This is a genomic window from Pseudomonas siliginis (genome assembly GCF_024072275.1).
In the GTDB taxonomy this organism is placed as follows: Bacteria; Pseudomonadota; Gammaproteobacteria; order Pseudomonadales; family Pseudomonadaceae; genus Aquipseudomonas; species Aquipseudomonas siliginis.
In genome coordinates, this window is sequence record NZ_CP099598.1 from 5570749 (window position 1) to 5589320 (window position 18572).

The following is an 18572-nucleotide window of genomic DNA, read 5'->3' on the forward strand; positions in this document are numbered from 1 at the left end:
GCCCTTGATCGCCCCCGCGTGCACTGCAAGCGCCAATGCGGCACAATTGCGCGCATTGATTTATAGCGCCCGGGCCTGCCGCCCCGGCTGGAGTTAGCATGTCCCTGATCATCACCGACGATTGCATCAACTGCGACGTCTGCGAACCCGAGTGCCCGAACGCCGCCATTTCCCAAGGCGAAGAGATCTACGTGATCGACCCGAACCTGTGCACCCAGTGCGTCGGCCACTACGACGAGCCGCAGTGCCAGCAGGTCTGCCCGGTGGATTGCATTCCACTGGACGAAGCCCATCCGGAGACTGAAGAACAGTTGATGGAGAAGTACCGCAAGATTACCGGCAAGGCCTGATCTCTTCAGTGCCCGTCCGGCCCTCTTCGCGAGCAGGCTCGCTCCCACATTTGCAATGCATTCTCCTGTGGGAGCGAGCCTGCTCGCGAATGGGCCATCAGCCACACCCCTGAAACCCGATCAGCTCACTCGCGCTGCTCGAACCCCTCCCCCGTACACCCCAGACACCGCACAAACGCTGCTTTCGCCGGGTCTACCACCAGCGCCTGACCGGCATCGCCAACACCGCCGCCGAGCGCGGTAAACGGCAACGACACCACAAACGCTCCCGCACCGATCACCGTTGCCACCACCAGCAAAGGTCGGGCAATCAGCAGGTCGCCGAGCATGGCGTAGGCCGGGGGATTCTGGATGGTGTATCGCGGGTCACCGCTGCCGTTTTCCGAGGCCTGAGCAGCCAGACTGGAACACAGCAGCAGCGTGACGAAGAAGACTTGCAGGAGTTTCATGGCACGATCCTTCGGGCTGAGCAGTGAGACTTCTCACTATAGACCCAAGGATTTTTCAGGTCTGGCAGCGCGGACAAAACACGCTGGCGCGCTGGCCGAGCTTAACTTCGCGCAATCCGGTGCCGCAGACCTTGCAGTGCTGCCCTCCCCGGCCGTAGACAAACAGTTCCTGCTGGAAATAGCCGGGCTGACCGTCGCCGCCAATGAAATCGCGCAATGTCGTGCCGCCACGCTCGATGGCGGCGGCGAGGATGCGTTTGATCTCGATCGCCAGTTTCAAGTAACGCCCGCGGGAAATGCTTCCGGCTTCGCGGCGCGGGTCGATGCCGGCGGCGAACAGCGCTTCGGTCGCATAGATATTGCCCACCCCGACCACCACCGCGTTGTCCATGATGAACGGCTTGACCGCCATCGAGCGCCCGCGTGACAGCTTGAACAATCTTTCGCCATCGAACAGATCGGTCAGCGGCTCCGGTCCGAGGCGAATCAGCAGTTCGTGATTGAGCGGGTCGTTGCTCCACAGCATCGCGCCGAACCGTCGCGGGTCGGTGTAGCGCAGGGCCAGACCCGATTCCAGTTCGATGTCGACGTGCTCGTGCTTCAACGCCGGCAACCCGGCCTCGACCAGACGCAGATTGCCCGACATGCCCAGATGGCTGATCAGTGTGCCGATCTCGGCGTTGATCAACAGGTACTTGGCGCGCCGCTCCACCAGCACGATGCGCTGCCCGGACAGGCGCACATCGAGGTCTTCGGGGATCGGCCAGCGCAGGCGCCGGTCGCGGACGATGACGCGGCTGACACGCTGGCCTTCCAGGTGCGGGGCGATCCCGCGACGGGTGGTTTCGACTTCCGGCAGTTCAGGCATGGTGTCCTCGGATCAATGCGCGCCGAGGTCGCGAATCGTTTGTTTGAGTGTTTCGAAGTCGTAGTCCGACAGACCGACGTAATCGAGCACCAACGGGCCGACCGCGTTCCACTCGAAATCTTCGGTCTGGTTGCCCAGCACCCGATACGAGGCGCAGATGTGCTCGGCCATTTTCAGAATCGCCAGCAAATTTTTCAGCTGGCTGTTCTTCGACGATTCGTCGCTGAAAATCGCCAGCGCGTTGTGGTGGTTGGCGATGGCGGCGCTGACATGCTCCGGCAGGCGCCAGGACTTGGCAGTGTAGTAACCGACCACGGCGTGATTGGTGTTGAACACACGGTTTTCCGTATCGACCACACGGCATTCCGGGCTGGCGCTGGCATAGGCCTCTTCCAGTACGGTCATGTAGTTGGGGAAACGCTGCAGCATCAACGGTACGCCGCAATCGTGGAACAGCCCTAACGCATAGGCTTCGTCACCGGCCTGGGTGCCGATGCGCTTGGCCAGGGTCAGGCAGGTCATCGCCACGTCCTGCGCGGTGTCCCAGAAACGGTTGAGGGTGACGATGGTGTCGTCGTTCATCTCGCCCTTGATCGACTGCGCGTTGATCAGGTTGATGATCGAGCGGCTGCCCAACAGGTTCACCGCACGCTGGATCGAGGTGATCTTGTTGCTCAGGCCGTAATACGGCGAGTTGACGATTTTCAGCAGCGCGCCGGACAGGCCGGGATCCTGGGAGATCAGCTTGGCGATCACCTCCAGGTCCGGGTCGGGCATGTACTGCTCCATTTGCAGATCCACCATGATCTGCGGTTGCGCCGGCACACTGATGCCTTGCAGCGATTGTTGAATCTGTTCGGTGGTCAGCTCTTGGGACATAAGTACACACTCCGGGGCAGGCGGCGATTCTAACCGCTGAAACGGCAGGGCGACACACCGATGGGCACATCGTCGGAACTTTCATCTGTGCCCAGGCTTCGGAATCTGTAGGGCGCATCGGACCTCAACGGTCCGCTGCGAAGGCAAAATCTCCACAGACTCAGGAGCTTACCGATGGCAACTTCCCTCAATGGCAAACGCGTCGCTATTTTGGTTACCGATGGTTTCGAACAGGTCGAAATGACAGGCCCCAAGGATGCTCTGGAGCAGGCCGGCGTGCAGGTCGATATCCTTTCCGCCGAGGCTGGCACGGTGAAAGGCTGGAACCATGACAAACCGGCCGACGACTTCCCCGTCAGCAACACTTTCCAGGCTGTGAGCGTCGATCAATACGATGCCGTGCTGCTGCCGGGCGGTGTGCAGAATTCCGACACCATCCGTATCGATCAGGATGCCCAGCATCTGGTCAAGACTGCCGCTTCGGCGGGCAAGCCGATTGCCGTGATCTGCCACGGCAGCTGGTTGCTGATCTCGGCAGGACTGGTCAATGGCAAGACCATGACCAGCTACAAAACGGTCAAGGACGATCTGGTCAATGCCGGGGTCAACTGGGTCGACCAGGAAGTGGTCAAGGACGGCAACCTGATCAGCAGCCGCCAACCGGATGATGTGCCGGCGTTCAGTCAGGCCCTGATTGACGCACTGGCTGCATAAGAGCTGAAATCGCTTTCGCGAGCAGGCTCGCTCCCACAGGTGAATGCATTCCAAGTGTGGGAGCGAGCCTGCTCGCGAAGGGGCCATCCGCTTTTCATCGCAGGCCAGACCGGAGCACGCGTCAACACGCTATACTCCCGCTCTTTTTTCCGGAGCGACGTCATGTCCCTGCCTAGCCTGCGCCTCAAAGCCAACGCCGACCGTCGCCTGCGCAACGGCCACTTGTGGGTCTACAGCAACGAAATCGACGTGGCCGCCACGCCTCTGCACGGCTTCAAGGCCGGCGATCAGGCGGTGCTCGAAGCCGCTGGCGGCAAGCCGTTGGGCATCGTCGCCATGAGCCCGAACAACCTGATCTGCGCGCGTCTGCTGTCACGCGACATCAAACTGGCACTCGACAAGTCGCTACTGGTGCATCGCCTGAATGTCGCACTGTCGTTGCGCGAGCGTCTGTTCGACAAGCCGTTCTATCGTCTGGTCTACGGCGACTCCGACCTGCTGCCAGGTCTGGTGGTCGATCGGTTCGGCGACATTCTTGTGGTGCAGATCGCCTCGGCGACCATGGAAGCGCACAAGGACGACGTGATCGCCGCGTTGACCCAGGTGCTCAAGCCAAGCGGCATCCTGTTCAAGAACGACTCCGCAGCCCGCGACGCCGAAGGCCTCAACCGTTATGTCGAAACCGTGTTCGGTCTGGTGCCGGAGTGGGTCGCGCTGGAAGAGAACGGCGTCAAGTTCGAAGCGCCGGTCATTCAAGGGCAGAAAACCGGCTGGTTTTACGATCACCGCATGAACCGCGCGCGCCTGGCACCTTACGCAAAGGGCAAACGCGTACTTGATCTCTATAGCTACATCGGTGGCTGGGGCGTGCAGGCCGCTGCGTTCGGCGCCAGCGAAGTGTTCTGCGTCGACGCCTCTGCATTCGCCCTCGACGGCGTCGAGCGCAATGCCGCGCTGAACGGTTTCGCTGACAAGATGACCTGCATCGAAGGCGATGTCTTTGAAGCGCTGAAGGAACTGAAAGCCAGCGAAGAGCGTTTCGACGTGATCGTTGCCGATCCGCCGGCCTTCATCAAACGCAAGAAAGACATGAAGAACGGCGAAGGCGCCTACCGTCGTCTGAACGAGCAAGCCATGCGCCTGCTGACCAAGGACGGCATTCTGGTCAGTGCTTCGTGCTCCATGCACCTGCCGGAAGATGATCTGCAGAACATCCTGCTGACCAGCGCCCGTCACCTGGACCGCAATATCCAGATGCTCGAGCGTGGCGGTCAGGGTCCGGATCATCCGGTGCATCCGGCCATCGCTGAAACCCGTTACATCAAAAGCATCACCTGCCGTCTGCTGCCCAACAGCTGATTGCGCTTGAACACCGGGGAGCCAATGAGCTCCCCGTTTTTTTTGCGCGCCCTCCCCCCGTTTTTTCACACTCGACATGAGTGTACTGCCCTCTTCCTACAACTTCTTTCTCGCTGCCTTGCAGGAAGTTTCGTCATGCCTGTCAATCATGGAAATTAAACCTACACAGTAAGCCTCCTGCAAAAGATCACTCCGACAAAATTACTGGAATATTCCTACTTAATATCCGCTTGCCAATATTCGATTACAAACTAATATGAAGTTGTCGCAACGAAGCGACTCAACTACCAACGAACAAGGAGTTCACATCATGAAAACCATTTATCTCGAAACAGACAAACTCGCCAACCTGGCCTTTCTGGTTGCAGCCACCGGCCGCTAAGTAAGCCTGGACGCCGGAGAGTGCCGGCACTCTGGCGTCCATCAGACTTTTTCCCGAGTGACCTGAGCCCATGTATATCAATCCTTTTCTTTTTATATTGCCGCGCCCGCCTGGACAAGTTGTCTGGAACTACAAGAACCACACTCAACACGAACTTGATCTTGATTACTCCCATCGCCTCGCCAGACTTATACACAACCCTGAATTATTTGATCCGAACAACATAATAGACACACAACTTCTGGACGCAGGAATTCTGACAACTTCCAAAATAGACAGCCCGAATTGGGGCTGGGATGAATTGTCGAAGATCTATCACATCGGCACACAAAACATACCTAGCGCACATACGCCTCGGAATATCCACGAGTGGTCCAGGCAATATCTGGCGCACTGCAGCGAAGTGCTGGCGAAGCCAGAACCTGCAGACACCCGGGCGCGGCGATCAGTGCAGCCCCTGATTACCCTGCCCGTACCGGGCGCCATTGATGATGACAGCCTGACTCAGGCCCTGATGAGGCGCAAAACCTGTCGTTCCTACACCGGTGCAGCGGTGACACTGGATGAGGTTGGCACGCTGCTGTATTTGACCCTCGGCTATCTTCCCCCACGCGACAATGCCCACGACGATCCGGTCGCACCGGGTCTCGAGGCACGCCGAAGCTGCCCGTCCGGCGGCGGACTGAACGCCTGTGAGGGATTTGTCCTGGCGCAAAATGTCAGCGGACTGGAACCCGGCATCTACGCCTATCACCCTGCCGAACACGCCCTGAGTCGGATCAATGCGCTGCCGGATCCGGAGCTGGGTCAATTGCTCGGCGGCCAGCATTTCATCAACAACCTGCCACTGGGCGTGTTCATCACTGCAAGGTTTGATCGTCTCTGGTGGAAGTACGAGCACTCGCGTGCCTATCGCATGGCCTTCATCGAAGCCGGTCATCTCTCGCAAACCTTTCAACTGGTAGCGACGACGCTGGGGTTGAACACCTGGTTGACCGGCGCATTTGCCGACGCACAGATTGAAACCCTGCTCGGCATCGCGGACAGCGCCGAGCAACCGTTGTTCTTCGTCGGCTGCGGACAAAGCGATGGCCAGGCCATGTGCCAGGAAATGCGTGATCTGCTCAGCGGAGCACAGTCATGATTCCCACGGCTATGGACGAAAGCGAAGCCCCGGTGTCATGGTCGCTCAAATTCACGCTTCCAGGCTGGGAGAACCGTGCATCGGTACGCAGCAGTGTCCACGACTATCGATTACCGGGCGATGTCGAGCAGCAATTGCAAACCCGCTACTGGTTACCCCCCGGCCTTTGTGCCCTATCTGGCGCATCCGGCCATCCAGGCCAAAGGTCGCGAAACCCTGCACCGCCTTACCGCCAATCATCTGGTGTATTTCCTCGACTACACCACCCTGCTCGAACACCGCATCGTCAACCGCGCGGTGGAAGTCATCGTGCACCGCGAACTGCCCATTTATATACCGCTACCGATGAAACATGCGGCACTGCAGCTGTATACCGACGAGGGCTACCACGCGCTGTTTTCCAACCAGATTGCCGAGCAGATCGCTGCGCTCTACGGCATCACCCGGCGACCGGTCATTCCGAAGCGGATCAGCCGCATGAACGCTTTGATCGCGCGCACGCCGGAGAAAAACCGTGCATTGGCCTGGTTCCTGCTGGGATTTGTCTCGGAAACCATCATTGCCCGCGAGTTGCTGGAGGTCTGCCGCGACACGCTGGTATCCAGTGTGAGTGACATGTTGCGTGATCACCTTGCCGACGAAGCCCGGCACAGCCGCTATTTCGCCGAAGCCTTCCATTACTTCTGGATTGCGATGAACAGTCGTCAACGCCTGTTCGCCAGCAAGACCCTCGTGGAGATCATTTCCATCTTCTTCGAAGCAGATGAAGGCTGGATGCAACAAAGCCTGCGTTCGGCCGGTATTGCCGAGATCGACGTGATGGAGATTGTCGGCGGCACGGCAACGGTGCAGGCCAACCGCGCTCGTGCACGCGCAGGCTGCAAACCTACTGTGGAGGCCCTGCACAAGGCCGGCTTCTTTGCATTGCCCCATAACCAGACACTCTTCGCCAAAGCAGGATTGATCGATGGATAAACACAGCCGTGCAACCACCCGCCGACAACAGCGCGGAGCAATCAGCCTGCTGCTGGCGATGATCCTGCTTGGCGTGTTTCCGCTGGATGTGCTGCTGCCTTCCTTTCCGGCATTGGCAGCCCACTTTGGCCGATCGGCAAACGACATCGCGCTGTCGATCAGTCTGTTTGCCGTGGGCATCGCATTTGCCCAGTTATTGATCGGCCCGCTGTCAGATGTGATCGGGCGCAAAGGTCTGCTGCTTGCCGGCATGAGCGTGTCGCTGCTCGGCGCACTTGGCTGCGTGCTGAGCAATGACTACACGCTGTTCCTGATTTTCCGGGTGATGCAGGCGCTGGGATGCGGTTGCTTCGTGCTGTCCCAGGCACTGGTGCAGGATCTGTTCGAAGGCAACGAGCGTGATCGCCTGCGGATCCTGATGGTCACCGCAACGGGCATCTTCATTTCGGTATCACCATTGGCGGGCACGTTTCTGCAAGCCACGCTCGGCTGGCGCGGCAGCTTCTGGGTCTTCATCGCCCTGGCCGCAGCAGTTTTGATCAAGACCTGGCGATTGCTCGATAACAGCCGTCCTCCTCATGATCCCACCCGCCTTGGCTTCATCCAGTCCTATCAGCGCGTCCTGGGCAATTTCGAATTTGTCGGCTGCTGGCTGATTTCCGCATTCGCTTTCGCTTGCCACTTTTCCTTCATCGTCATTTCCCCGCTGATCTTCATGGAGCAGCTGCAGATGGCACCTTACGATTTCGCCTTGATCCTGCTGATCTACGGCGCCGCCTATGTCTTTGGCGGCGTGCTCGCCAGCGTGCTGAACCGGCATATCAATGCGCAACAGCAGATTTTTACCGGGCTGAGTCTGATCCTGCTCTCGGGACTGGTAATGCTCTATCTGGCCGCCAACCATGATTTGTCAGCTGCGACGGTGCTGATTCCAATGCTCATCTGCACGGTGGGCACGACCATTTCCCGGCCACCGGCTACCTCCCGCGCCATGAGCCTGTTTGCCGAAAATGCTGGCGCATCGGCGTCTGCCGGCAGCACCATCATCTTTATCTGTGGCGGGCTGGTCAGCGCCTTGATCAGCCTCGGCCCGGCCAACCTGCAAGCGACGCTGGGTTACGGCTTCGTGGTGTTGAGCGGCGTATCGCTGTTGCTCAACAGCGTGATTGGCCGTCGCGTCAGCAACCTGCGCAGCAATCCGGTGATGCCGGGAGGCGACCACTGATCCTGCCAGTCGTCATCCCGCGTGCCTCTTCAGCGGGGGAACAACGCTTTGCGCCATTCCCTCGCGACGCCAGCGGTGTAGAATCGCCTCATTCATCGCCATTCATCCCCGGCGGGTTTATGAGCTCAAGCTGAGACCAGCGGCGATCCCGCAACGTCATCGGCAGCTTCCGGACACACGGCCATTTTTCGGGTGTTTCAGAGGTCAACAGAAGCTCACTCCCCTTTAGTACGTGATTAGCCGCCCGGAGTGCTCCATGCCAGATTACCGCTCGAAAACATCCACCCACGGCCGCAACATGGCCGGCGCCCGCGCACTGTGGCGCGCCACCGGCATGAAAGATGACGACTTCAAGAAGCCGATCATTGCCATCGCCAACTCGTTCACCCAGTTCGTCCCGGGGCATGTGCACCTGAAGGACCTGGGTCAACTGGTCGCCCGCGAAATCGAACGCGCCGGTGGCGTGGCCAAGGAATTCAACACCATCGCCGTCGATGACGGCATCGCCATGGGCCACGACGGCATGCTGTATTCGCTGCCGAGTCGCGAGATCATCGCCGACTCCGTCGAGTACATGGTCAATGCCCACTGCGCCGACGCTATCGTGTGCATTTCCAACTGCGACAAGATCACCCCGGGCATGCTGATGGCCGCGCTGCGCCTGAACATCCCGGTGATCTTCGTTTCCGGTGGCCCGATGGAAGCGGGCAAGACCAAACTCGCCTCCCACGGCCTCGACCTCGTCGACGCCATGGTGATCGCCGCCGACTCCAGCGCTTCTGACGAGAAAGTCGCCGAGTACGAGCGCAGCGCCTGTCCGACCTGTGGTTCATGCTCCGGCATGTTCACCGCCAACTCGATGAACTGTCTGACCGAAGCACTGGGTCTGGCCTTGCCGGGCAACGGTTCCACTCTGGCCACTCACAGCGACCGCGAGCAGCTGTTCCTGCAGGCCGGTCGCACCATCGTCGAGCTGTGCAAGCGTTACTACGGTGAGAACGATGACTCCGTGCTGCCGCGCAACATCGCCAACTTCAAGGCGTTCGAGAACGCGATGATGCTCGACATCGCCATGGGCGGTTCGACCAACACCATCCTGCACTTGCTCGCAGCCGCCCAGGAAGCCGAGATCGATTTCGACCTGCGCGACATCGACCGCCTCTCGCGCAGCGTGCCGCAGCTGTGCAAAGTCGCGCCGAACATCCAGAAGTACCACATGGAAGACGTGCACCGCGCCGGCGGCATTTTCAGCATCCTCGGTTCGCTGGCCCGTGGCGGCCTGCTGCACACCGACCTGCCGACCGTGCACAGCCGCAGCATGGAAGAAGCCATCGCCAAGTGGGACATTACCCAGACCAGCGACGAAGCCGTGCATCACTTCTTCAAGGCAGGTCCTGCGGGCATTCCGACCCAGACCGCGTTCAGCCAGTCGACCCGCTGGGAAACCCTCGACGACGACCGTGAAAACGGCTGCATCCGCAGCTTCGAGCACGCCTATTCGAAAGAAGGCGGCCTCGCCGTGCTGTACGGCAACATCGCGCAGGACGGTTGCGTGGTGAAAACCGCCGGGGTCGATGAGTCGATCCACGTCTTCGAAGGCAACGCGAAAATTTTCGAAAGTCAGGACAGCGCCGTGCGCGGCATCCTCGCTGACGAAGTGAAGGAAGGCGACATCGTCATCATTCGCTACGAAGGCCCGAAAGGCGGCCCGGGCATGCAGGAAATGCTCTACCCGACGTCCTACCTGAAATCCAAAGGTCTGGGCAAAGCCTGTGCGCTGCTCACCGACGGGCGTTTCTCCGGCGGTACTTCCGGCCTGTCAATCGGTCACGCTTCACCAGAGGCTGCGGCCGGCGGCGCGATTGGTCTGGTGCAGGATGGCGACAAGGTGCTGATCGACATTCCGAACCGCTCGATCAACCTGTTGGTCAGCGACGAAGAACTGGCGGCACGCCGCGCCGAGCAGGACAAGAAAGGCTGGAAACCGGTCGAGGTGCGTCCACGCAAAGTGACCACCGCGCTCAAGGCCTACGCCCTGCTGGCGACCAGTGCCGACAAGGGCGCGGTGCGCAACAAAGCGATGCTCGACGGGCTGTAACCGTCAAATCGCCGATGCAAAAATGCCCCGCCATGTGCGCGGCTGATCGTTCCCACGCTCTGCGTGGGAATGTCTCAAGGGACGCTCCGCGTCCAGTGACGCAGAGCGTCACGGGCTGCATTCCCACGCAGAGCGTGGGAACGATCCAAAACAAGATCAAAAGATCGCAGCCTTCGGCAGCTCCTACATGCGATCGTGGCTTACTGAATGTCTTCCGGTTTGACGATCACCCAGTTCTTGTCCGCCGTCACCGGCAAGCCTTCCTTGGCCTGCGCCGCCGCGTGCCTGGCCATCATGCCGTTGATTTGCGTCATGTACTTGTCCTTGCGGTTGATCCACAAGTGAATGCCGCCCTTGGCCACGTCGACATCATGGAACAGCATGTAACCGTCGCTGGTTGGGGTGTCGCCACCGACCAGTACCGGTTTTTTCCATTCATCGATATAGGTCAGGATCGCTGCGTGCTTGCCGGCCATCCACGTTGCCGGGGTCCACAGGTACGGCGTCAGTTCGAGCCCGAGGTTGGCCTTCTCGTCATATTTGCCGGCGGTGATCTGTTTGCGCGCAGTGGTCAGCTCGCCAGTCTTCTGATCCTTGAGCAGCAGTGAAACGCCAATGACGTTCTGCGGTTTGACGTTGTAACCGTACTTGGGATCCGCCGCGACCATGCGTACCAGCTCCTCTGAAGCGGCGGTCATTACGTAGACCTCGATGCCGTTCTCCATCAGCTTGTTGTACAGCTCCTGCTGGCCAGTGAAGATCTTCGGCGGATTGACGTCGAGCTTCTTCACCACATCGCCTTCGTAATACGTCGCCGGCACCGGTTTGCCCGAAGCCATCAACTCGTCAACGTAGCCCTTGAGTTCCTTGAGGGTGAAGCCAGAGAACACCTGCGCCACCCACGGGTAGCAGACCATGTCGTCGACTTCGCAGAGCCGGTAGTAATAACTGAACAGGCTTTCCTTGTGCTCGGCGGTGTCCTTGAAGGGCATCAGTTTCAGCGAGGGGTCGAGCTTTTCGCGGGTAATAAGGCCCTTGTTTTCCATGAACGGCAGCAAGGATTCTTCGAGGTCGTAGCGGTAACTGGTGTTGTCCATGTCGAACACCGCGTAATTACCCTTGTTGGCGTTGGCGGCAATCATCGCGTCCAGCGCCTTGGCCTGATCCGCCGGCCAATGCTTGAGGTCCGTGGCGAATACATGGCCGGCGAGGCCAGCCGCCAGTGCTACAGCCAACAACGTGCGTGCAATTCTCATAGCGCTACTCCCCGATGCAAAGAGTTCGACGCTAACAAATCAGTGTGACAACCCTCGCCTGTCAGCGACCGCCTGCGTCCCCTGCGCGCCAGATGCATTGCCGACAGCGACACGCGCTTATTCCAAAAACGACGGTTGCCCAGCCATTTTGGTATTAAATCATTGCAAATCAAGCTGTTAGGCTTGCCGGTTCGCAGCAGCCCCGGATGGCTGTTGGCACAGTCTTTACTGGAGTTCTCATGAATCTACCGCTGATTCTCAACCTGCTGGTGTTCCTCGCCCTGCTCTTCGGTCTGGCGCAAACCCGCCACACCACTTGGAGCCTGGCGAAAAAAGTCCTGCTCGCACTGGTCCTCGGCGTGGCGTTCGGCGTCGCGCTGCACACGATTTACGGTGCCGGCAACCCGGTGCTGAAAGCCTCGATCGGCTGGTTCGATCTGGTCGGCAACGGTTACGTACAGTTGCTGCAGATGATCGTGATCCCGCTGGTGTTCGCCTCGATCCTCAGCGCCGTGGCCCGCCTGCACAATGCCTCGTCGCTGGGCAAGATCAGTTTCCTGACCATCGGCACGCTGCTGTTCACCACTGCCATCGCGGCGCTGATCGGCATCGGCCTGACCAACCTGTTCGGCCTCAGCGCTGAAGGTCTGATCGCCGGCACTCAGGAAATGGCGCGCCTGCAAACCATTCAGAACGACTACGCCGGCAAGGTCGCCGACCTCAATGTGCCGCAACTGCTGCTGTCGTTCATTCCGCAGAACCCGTTTGCCGACCTGGCCCGGGCCAAGCCGACCTCGATCATCAGCGTGGTGATCTTCGCCGCGTTCCTCGGGGTTGCCGCGCTGCAACTGCTCAAGGACGACGTCGAGAAAGGTCAGAAAGTGATCAACGCCATCGACACCCTGCAAGCCTGGGTGATGCGTCTGGTGCGTCTGGTGATGAAGCTGACCCCGTACGGTGTGCTGGCGCTGATGACCAAAGTGGTCGCCGGTTCCAACCTGCAGGACATCATCAAGCTGGGCAGTTTCGTCGTGGTCTCGTATATCGGCCTGGGCCTGATGTTCGTGGTGCACGGCGTGCTGGTGTCGGCCGCCGGGATCAACCCGCTGCGCTTCTTCCGCAAGATCTGGCCGGTGCTGACCTTCGCCTTCACCAGCCGCTCCAGCGCGGCAACCATTCCGCTGAGCATCGAAGCGCAGACCCGTCGTCTGGGCATTCCGTCGTCAGTCGCCAGTTTCGCTGCCTCGTTCGGTGCGACCATCGGCCAGAACGGTTGCGCAGGCCTGTACCCGGCGATGTTGGCGGTAATGGTCGCGCCAACTGTCGGCATCAACCCGCTGGATCCGTTGTGGATCGCGACGCTGGTAGCGATTGTCACGTTGAGTTCGGCCGGTGTCGCCGGAGTTGGCGGCGGCGCAACGTTCGCCGCCCTGATCGTGCTGCCGGCAATGGGCTTGCCGGTGTCACTGGTGGCGTTGCTGATTTCGGTCGAGCCGCTGATCGATATGGGCCGCACCGCGTTGAACGTGAGTGGCTCGATTACCGCTGGGGCGATTACCAGTCAGGTCATGCAGCAGACGGATAAAGCGCTGCTGGATGCCGATGAACACGCAGAGTTGGCCCAGGCTTAAGCTTCTCAGCGACTGAGCGGGCCTCTTCGCGAGCAGGCTCGCTCCCACACTGAAATGCGTTCCCCTGTGGGAGCGAGCCTGCTCGCGAAGCTGTTAGGCTTTCTCCCAAACCTCAAAGCTATATGCAGGTTTATCGCCCTCTGCCGGATTCGGTACATTCGACACCAGCTTCCATTCGCTCAGATCAAACTCCGGAAACCACGCATCCCCTTCCGGGCTCAGCGCTACGCGGGTCAGGTACAGCCGATCGGCCTGCGCCAGCCCTTGCGCATACAACTGCGCGCCGCCAATCAGCATCAGTTCATCAACGCCCTGGGCTTTCGCCCATTCCTCGGCGCGCGCCACGGCGGCTTCCAGCGACGGATAGACCTCGGCGCCTTCGAGCTGCAGATCGGTCTGGCGGCTGACCACGATGTTCAAGCGCCCCGGCAATGGCCGACCGAGCGAATCCCAGGTCTTGCGACCCATGATGATCGGCTTGCCGAGCGTGGTTTCCTTGAAGTATTTGAAGTCCCCCGGCAGGTGCCAGGGCATGCTGTTGTCGACGCCGATCACGCGGTTTTCACCGAGGGCTGCGATCAGGCTGAGGGGCAGTGATTTAGTCATGCCGGCGAGGATACCAGAGCCGCGCTTACCCCGATAAGCGCCACAGCGGTTATGCTCAGCGCTCGATTTAGCGACGGGACGCCGCGTGACTGAACTGACTCCACTGCAAAACCTCTGGCTCACCGAAACCATCCGCCTGCGCGAAGAACACGCGGGGCCGCTGGATGACCTGGAAGCCAATCGTCTGGCCCGCGCCGCTGGTGGCGATCTGCCGAGCCGCATTGCGCGCCGGGCGCTATGGCTGGCCGAGCGCGACGGACTGACCGCCGCGCTCAAGCACTGGCTGCAAGGCGCGCGCCTGGCGCTGGTGCTGTTGATGATTTTCGCCGTGCTCAGCGGCGCCGGTCTGGCATTCGCCGCACTTGGGCAGACGCCGGTAAATGTGTTCTGGGCGCTGGGCAGTCTGCTCGGGATCAATATGATTTTGCTGCTGAGCTGGGCGCTGGGCTTGATTTTCGCTGGCGAACACGGCGCCACCCTCGGGCGCTTGTGGCTGTGGCTCAGCGAAAAATTCGCCCGCGATGCCAAAGCCGCGCAACTGGCGCCGGCCCTGCTGTTGCTGCTGCAACGCAAGAAACTCAACCGCTGGGCGCTCGGCGCGTTGGTCAATGGCCTGTGGCTGCTGGCGATGCTCAGCGCGCTGATTCTGTTGCTGACCCTGATGGCCACGCGGCGCTACGGCTTTGTCTGGGAAACCACGATCCTCGGCGCCGACACCTTTAGCCATGTCACCCAGGCCCTTGGCTATCTGCCGTCGCTGCTCGGCTTCAATGTGCCGACCGAGGAAATGATCCGCGCCAGCGGCGACGGCGCACTGGATATTGAAAGCGCACGACAAGCCTGGGCAACCTGGCTGGTCGGTGTGCTGGTGGTCTACGGCGTGCTGCCGCGCCTGCTGCTCGCGCTGTTGAGCCTGTGGCGCTGGAACAGCGGCAAAGCCGCGCTGCGCCTGGATCTGAACCTGCCCGGCTACGCGCAACTGCGCGAACGGTTGATGCCGACCAGCGAGCGCCTTGGTGTCAACGACCCGGAGCCGGCGCAACTGCATCGCGTCGAAAGCAACATCGGCGAACGCGCCAGCGAAGGCGCGCTGCTGGTGGCGATCGAGTTGGACGAACAGCGTCCGTGGCCACCCGCGCTGCCGAAAAACGTCAGCAACGCGGGCATCCTCGACAGTCGCGAATCGCGGCACAAACTGCTCGAGCAACTCAGTCGCTTCCCGCCAGCGCGGCTGGCCATCGCCTGTGATCCGCGACGTTCGCCGGATCGCGGCAGCCTCGCGCTGATCGCCGAACTCGCACGCAATGCCGGCGCCACTCGCATCTGGCTGCTGCAAGCGCCGCCTGGCGAAGCGCTGGACGGGCAACGTCTGGGTGACTGGCACGCGGCGCTGCAACAGCTGGAACTGCCATTCGCCGATTGCGCGCCGATGAACTGGCTGGAGAGCGGACATGACTGATGCACGCAAGGCACCGCTGAAACTGGCAGTGGTTGGCCACACCAACGTCGGCAAGACCTCGCTGCTGCGCACGCTGACCCGTGACGTCGGCTTCGGCGAAGTCTCGCACAGGCCGAGCACCACCCGGCATGTCGAAGGCGCGCGGTTGTCGGTGGATGGCGAGCCGTTGCTCGATCTGTACGACACGCCGGGGCTGGAAGATGCGATCGCCCTGCTGGATTTTCTCGAGCGTCTGGAACGCCCCGGCGAACGCCTCGACGGCCCGGCACGACTGGCGCGGTTTCTCGACGGCAGCGAGGCGCGCCAGCGTTTCGAACAGGAAGCCAAGGTACTGCGACAACTGCTGGCCTCCGATGCCGGTCTGTATGTGATCGACGCCCGCGAACCGGTGCTGGCCAAGTACCGCGACGAGCTGGAAGTGCTCGCCAGTTGCGGCAAACCGCTGCTGCCGGTGCTGAATTTCGTCAGCAGCGCCAACCATCGCGAACCCGATTGGCGTGAAGCGCTGGCGCGGTTGGGGCTGCATGCGTTGGTACGTTTCGACAGCGTCGCGCCGCCCGAGGATGGCGAGCGGCGCTTGTACGAGAGCCTCGCCCTTCTATTGGAAAACGCCCGGCCGCAACTGGAGCGGTTGATCGCCGACCAGCAGGCGCAGCGCCTCGCCCGTCAGCAAAGCGCCGCGCGCTTGATTGCCGAATTGCTGATCGACTGCGCTGCGTGCCGACGCAGTGTGGTCAGCGAAGCCGAGCAGGAACAACAGGCGATCAGCGAGCTGCGCAAAGCCGTACGTCAGCGTGAGCAGAAGTGCGTTGAGGCGCTGCTCAAGCTCTACGCGTTTCGCCCGCAGGACGCGGCGGCCAGTGACTTGCCGTTGCTCGACGGGCGCTGGGGCGATGATCTGTTCAACCCGGAAACCCTGAAGCAACTCGGCGTGCGCGTCGGCGGCGGCATTGCTGCCGGTGCAGCGGCCGGGGCCGGCGTGGATTTGCTGGTCGGCGGGATTACCCTTGGCGCGGCGGCGTTGGCCGGTGCGATCGCCGGCGGTGCGCTGCAAACCGCGCGCAGTTATGGCAGTCGCCTGCTCGGCAAAATCAAAGGCCAGCGGGAATTGACAGTGGATGACGCCGTGCTGCGCCTTCTGGCGCTGCGCCAGCGCCAGTTGCTGCTGGCCCTGGATCAGCGTGGGCATGCGGCGATGGACAGCATTCAGGTGGCCACGCCTGTGGACAAGACCTGGCGCGAAGGCAAGTTGCCGGAAGCGCTGAACAAGGCGCGTGCGCATCCGCAGTGGTCGTCGCTCAATCCGCAGGCGAAGTTGAATCAGGCGGAAAGGCAGGAGCAGGTGGAGGCGTTGGCTGAAAATTTGTAGCGCTGACCCATTCGCGAGCAGGCTCGCTCCCACATTGGAATGCGGATCCCTGTGGGAGCGAGCCTGCTCGCGAATGGCGCGACTCGGTGATATGGGTTACGCCGCCAGCAGTCGCGCCGCTTTCGCTTTCAATCCAGCCAAATCCACCAGCGGCACTGCAACCTCCTTCGCCAACTCATCCCAGCGCCGCATGCGCAAACTCAGCGCACACAACGGATCAGCCTCGAACGCATCCGCCTCAGCCGCGCTCATTACCCCGCCCTGATATTCCAGCGTCCTGCGACTCGCCTCACTCAACCGCGCGTAATAGCCCGGCTCGCGTAAGGTCAGATAGCGCTTGGCCTGAACGTGATATTCCACCAGTCGCGCCAGCCGTTCGCTGAAACCTGCCTCACGCAGATAATCGGCCCCGAGCCGCTCATGGCTGACCACGCCATAACCGCCCATGTTTTCCGCGCCCTCGGCACACAAATGGCCGATGTCATGAAAGAACGCCGCCAGCACCACTTCATCGTCACAACCTTCGGCCATAGCCAGTTCTGCGGCCTGGGACATGTGCTCGAGCTGCGACACCGGTTCGCCGATGTAATCGCTGGCGCCGAAGCGTTCATACAGGCCGAACACCCGGGCGATCACCTGTTCGTGATTCATGCCTCCTCCAGTAATTGCGCGATATTGCGTTCGGCCAGCGCCGGGCCGACGCTCATGCCGACGCCGGTGTGCATCAGCGCCACGCTCAGGCCCGGTGCCGGACGCAGGAATGAAAACGGGCCCGGCCCACGAGCACCATAGACGCCCTGCCAGCGTTCGACCACTTGCACCTGGCAGCCCAGCGTCTGCTCGGCGAGTTCGAGCATCCAGTTGTCGACCTGTTCGGCGTTGAACGGTGACGCATCGCTGCCGTAATGATGCGAATCGCCGATGATCAGTTCGCCATACGGTGTCGGGCTGATCAGCAAGTGAATGCCGTTGGCGTGCAGGTGCGGTTGTTCACACAGGATCTGCGCCTGCACCGCTGCGGCTTGCGGCAAATCGGCGAAGGCGCCGTAGTGCACGCAGCTCAGGCCGGTGAGCACTGCGTGTTGCAGATTGAGACCGGCCTGCGGTCTGGCGCGGAGCATTTGCAAACGACAGATCTGCGGATTGAGCGCGGCAATCGGCTCGGCCAGTAGGGTCTGATAGTCGTGGCCGGAGCAGACGATGATCTGCTTGCCGGTAAAACTGCCGGCGGTGCTGTGCAGATGCCCCGGCTCGACATCGCGCACCAGTGTGGAAAAGTGAAACTCGACGCCCAGATCTCGGCGCAAATAATCGATCAGCGCCGGAATCGCTTCGCGCGAGTACAACTGCTGATCATCGATACCGTGCAACGCGGCGCGGTGATGGCTGAACTGGCCGCCATAGAGATCACGCAACGCCGCGCCGCGCAGCAGCTCGACGTTGTAGCCATGCTCGACCGCGCGGTCGGCGCAGAAGGCTTCGAGCAGGTGTTCTTCGGCCTCGCTGCGGGCGAACAGGTATGAGCCGTTGCGCTTGATCTGCACACCGGCGAGTTGCGCCCAGTCGCCCCAGATCTCGCGACTGGCCCTGGCCAGGTCGAGCATGGTGCCGGGCGGCTGACCGGTGACCAGTGCCTGGCCGAAGTTGCGCACCGAAGCGCCGAGGGGCGTGGCGGTGCGTTCGAATACCGCGACTTTGAGGCCGCGTTTGGCGGCGGCATAGGCGTGGGACAGACCGAGGATGCCGGCGCCGATGATGAGCAGGTCTTTGGGTTGTGTCATGAAGAGGTGCTCTGAATGAGAAACCGC

Annotated in this window: 16 protein-coding genes and 1 pseudogene; 10 read left to right on the plus strand and 7 right to left on the minus strand. The window is 61.1% G+C overall.

Translation table 11 applies throughout. The features are described from left to right. Positions 1 to 98: 98 nt before the first annotated feature. Entirely contained in the window at positions 99 to 350 is a 252-nt protein-coding gene (locus NF676_RS25630) for a YfhL family 4Fe-4S dicluster ferredoxin (RefSeq protein ID WP_003195146.1), read from the plus strand. Between the two features lie 125 nt (positions 351 to 475). Here NF676_RS25630 and NF676_RS25635 read toward each other — a convergent pair whose 3' ends face one another. From NF676_RS25635 to NF676_RS25645, 3 genes are read right to left on the minus strand one after another with little or no spacing between them, the layout of a single operon-like run. After that, positions 476 to 799 carry a multidrug transporter gene (locus tag NF676_RS25635; RefSeq protein ID WP_252868429.1) on the minus strand — a complete coding sequence of 108 codons (324 nt, stop codon included), beginning with the start codon at positions 797 to 799 and terminating at the stop codon, positions 476 to 478. 55 nt (positions 800 to 854) lie between these two features. Next, positions 855 to 1667, minus strand: a complete 813-nt coding sequence (gene mutM, locus NF676_RS25640) for a bifunctional DNA-formamidopyrimidine glycosylase/DNA-(apurinic or apyrimidinic site) lyase (protein WP_150743578.1) — start codon at positions 1665 to 1667, stop codon at positions 855 to 857. A gap of 12 nt (positions 1668 to 1679) precedes the next feature. Beyond that, positions 1680 to 2492 (minus strand): HDOD domain-containing protein, encoded by an 813-nt coding sequence (locus NF676_RS25645; RefSeq protein WP_164558347.1) that lies wholly within the window; start codon positions 2490 to 2492, stop codon positions 1680 to 1682. 228 nt (positions 2493 to 2720) lie between these two features. Here NF676_RS25645 and NF676_RS25650 point away from each other — a divergent pair, with 228 nt between their 5' ends. From NF676_RS25650 to ilvD, 6 genes and pseudogenes are all read left to right on the plus strand, one after another. Beyond that, complete coding sequence (locus tag NF676_RS25650) at positions 2721 to 3260, plus strand: type 1 glutamine amidotransferase domain-containing protein (RefSeq protein ID WP_016772701.1); 540 nt, start codon at positions 2721 to 2723, stop codon at positions 3258 to 3260. Between the two features lie 162 nt (positions 3261 to 3422). Then, on the plus strand, positions 3423 to 4619 hold the full coding sequence (locus NF676_RS25655) for a class I SAM-dependent rRNA methyltransferase (RefSeq protein WP_016772700.1): 1197 nt from the start codon (positions 3423 to 3425) through the stop codon (positions 4617 to 4619). A gap of 452 nt (positions 4620 to 5071) precedes the next feature. After that, positions 5072 to 6145, plus strand: a complete 1074-nt coding sequence (locus NF676_RS25660; RefSeq protein ID WP_056786314.1) for a SagB family peptide dehydrogenase — start codon at positions 5072 to 5074, stop codon at positions 6143 to 6145. Beyond that, positions 6142 to 7120 (plus strand): annotated as a pseudogene (locus NF676_RS25665) (diiron oxygenase). Before NF676_RS25660 ends, NF676_RS25665 begins: the two are co-directional and overlap by 4 nt. Then, on the plus strand, positions 7113 to 8345 hold the full coding sequence (locus NF676_RS25670) for an MFS transporter (protein WP_252886941.1): 1233 nt from the start codon (positions 7113 to 7115) through the stop codon (positions 8343 to 8345). The pseudogene NF676_RS25665 and the gene NF676_RS25670 overlap by 8 nt, the downstream one beginning before the upstream one ends. A gap of 256 nt (positions 8346 to 8601) precedes the next feature. Continuing rightward, on the plus strand, positions 8602 to 10443 hold the full coding sequence (gene ilvD, locus NF676_RS25675) for a dihydroxy-acid dehydratase (protein ID WP_024014684.1): 1842 nt from the start codon (positions 8602 to 8604) through the stop codon (positions 10441 to 10443). Between the two features lie 200 nt (positions 10444 to 10643). Here the strand turns inward: ilvD and NF676_RS25680 are convergent, their stop codons facing one another. Continuing rightward, positions 10644 to 11699 (minus strand): HAD family hydrolase, encoded by a 1056-nt coding sequence (locus NF676_RS25680; protein ID WP_252886942.1) that lies wholly within the window; start codon positions 11697 to 11699, stop codon positions 10644 to 10646. A 239-nt stretch (positions 11700 to 11938) separates the two neighbouring features. On the opposite strand from NF676_RS25680, the gene NF676_RS25685 reads away from it, so the two are divergent. Then, on the plus strand, positions 11939 to 13330 hold the full coding sequence (locus NF676_RS25685; protein WP_150636952.1) for an L-cystine transporter: 1392 nt from the start codon (positions 11939 to 11941) through the stop codon (positions 13328 to 13330). Positions 13331 to 13423: 93 nt separating this feature from the next. Here NF676_RS25685 and NF676_RS25690 read toward each other — a convergent pair whose 3' ends face one another. After that, positions 13424 to 13936: a dihydrofolate reductase gene (locus NF676_RS25690; RefSeq protein WP_252886943.1), complete on the minus strand. Its 513-nt coding sequence runs from the start codon at positions 13934 to 13936 to the stop codon at positions 13424 to 13426. An 85-nt stretch (positions 13937 to 14021) separates the two neighbouring features. On the opposite strand from NF676_RS25690, the gene NF676_RS25695 reads away from it, so the two are divergent. Both NF676_RS25695 and NF676_RS25700 read left to right on the plus strand, forming a co-directional pair. Beyond that, positions 14022 to 15395: a DUF2868 domain-containing protein gene (locus NF676_RS25695; protein WP_252886944.1), complete on the plus strand. Its 1374-nt coding sequence runs from the start codon at positions 14022 to 14024 to the stop codon at positions 15393 to 15395. Further along, the gene (locus NF676_RS25700) at positions 15388 to 16764 is read left to right on the plus strand and encodes a GTPase/DUF3482 domain-containing protein (RefSeq protein WP_076564462.1); all 1377 of its coding nucleotides are present in this window, start codon (positions 15388 to 15390) and stop codon (positions 16762 to 16764) included. Before NF676_RS25695 ends, NF676_RS25700 begins: the two co-directional genes overlap by 8 nt. Before the next feature lie 96 nt (positions 16765 to 16860). On the opposite strand, the gene NF676_RS25705 is transcribed toward NF676_RS25700, so the two are convergent. Together NF676_RS25705 and NF676_RS25710 are read right to left on the minus strand one after the other, a co-directional pair. Beyond that, the gene (locus NF676_RS25705; RefSeq protein ID WP_076564463.1) at positions 16861 to 17415 is read right to left on the minus strand and encodes a phosphonate degradation HD-domain oxygenase; all 555 of its coding nucleotides are present in this window, start codon (positions 17413 to 17415) and stop codon (positions 16861 to 16863) included. Beyond that, positions 17412 to 18545 (minus strand): TIGR03364 family FAD-dependent oxidoreductase, encoded by a 1134-nt coding sequence (locus tag NF676_RS25710; protein ID WP_252886945.1) that lies wholly within the window; start codon positions 18543 to 18545, stop codon positions 17412 to 17414. Before NF676_RS25710 ends, NF676_RS25705 begins: the two co-directional genes overlap by 4 nt. Positions 18546 to 18572 lie beyond the last annotated feature (27 nt).

What these genes read in the sequence shown, in the direction of transcription:
- NF676_RS25710 (WP_252886945.1), bottom strand. Translation starts at nt 18,545, where the DNA reads ATGACACAACCCAAAGACCTGCTCATCATCGGCGCCGGCATCCTCGGT.
- NF676_RS25685 (WP_150636952.1), top strand. Translation starts at nt 11,939, where the DNA reads ATGAATCTACCGCTGATTCTCAACCTGCTGGTGTTCCTCGCCCTGCTC.
- NF676_RS25650 (WP_016772701.1), top strand. Translation starts at nt 2,721, where the DNA reads ATGGCAACTTCCCTCAATGGCAAACGCGTCGCTATTTTGGTTACCGAT.
- NF676_RS25705 (WP_076564463.1), bottom strand. Translation starts at nt 17,415, where the DNA reads ATGAATCACGAACAGGTGATCGCCCGGGTGTTCGGCCTGTATGAACGC.
- NF676_RS25700 (WP_076564462.1), top strand. Translation starts at nt 15,388, where the DNA reads ATGACTGATGCACGCAAGGCACCGCTGAAACTGGCAGTGGTTGGCCAC.
- NF676_RS25670 (WP_252886941.1), top strand. Translation starts at nt 7,113, where the DNA reads ATGGATAAACACAGCCGTGCAACCACCCGCCGACAACAGCGCGGAGCA.
- NF676_RS25630 (WP_003195146.1), top strand. Translation starts at nt 99, where the DNA reads ATGTCCCTGATCATCACCGACGATTGCATCAACTGCGACGTCTGCGAA.
- mutM (WP_150743578.1), bottom strand. Translation starts at nt 1,667, where the DNA reads ATGCCTGAACTGCCGGAAGTCGAAACCACCCGTCGCGGGATCGCCCCG.
- NF676_RS25655 (WP_016772700.1), top strand. Translation starts at nt 3,423, where the DNA reads ATGTCCCTGCCTAGCCTGCGCCTCAAAGCCAACGCCGACCGTCGCCTG.
- NF676_RS25660 (WP_056786314.1), top strand. Translation starts at nt 5,072, where the DNA reads ATGTATATCAATCCTTTTCTTTTTATATTGCCGCGCCCGCCTGGACAA.
- NF676_RS25635 (WP_252868429.1), bottom strand. Translation starts at nt 799, where the DNA reads ATGAAACTCCTGCAAGTCTTCTTCGTCACGCTGCTGCTGTGTTCCAGT.
- ilvD (WP_024014684.1), top strand. Translation starts at nt 8,602, where the DNA reads ATGCCAGATTACCGCTCGAAAACATCCACCCACGGCCGCAACATGGCC.
- NF676_RS25680 (WP_252886942.1), bottom strand. Translation starts at nt 11,699, where the DNA reads ATGAGAATTGCACGCACGTTGTTGGCTGTAGCACTGGCGGCTGGCCTC.
- NF676_RS25690 (WP_252886943.1), bottom strand. Translation starts at nt 13,936, where the DNA reads ATGACTAAATCACTGCCCCTCAGCCTGATCGCAGCCCTCGGTGAAAAC.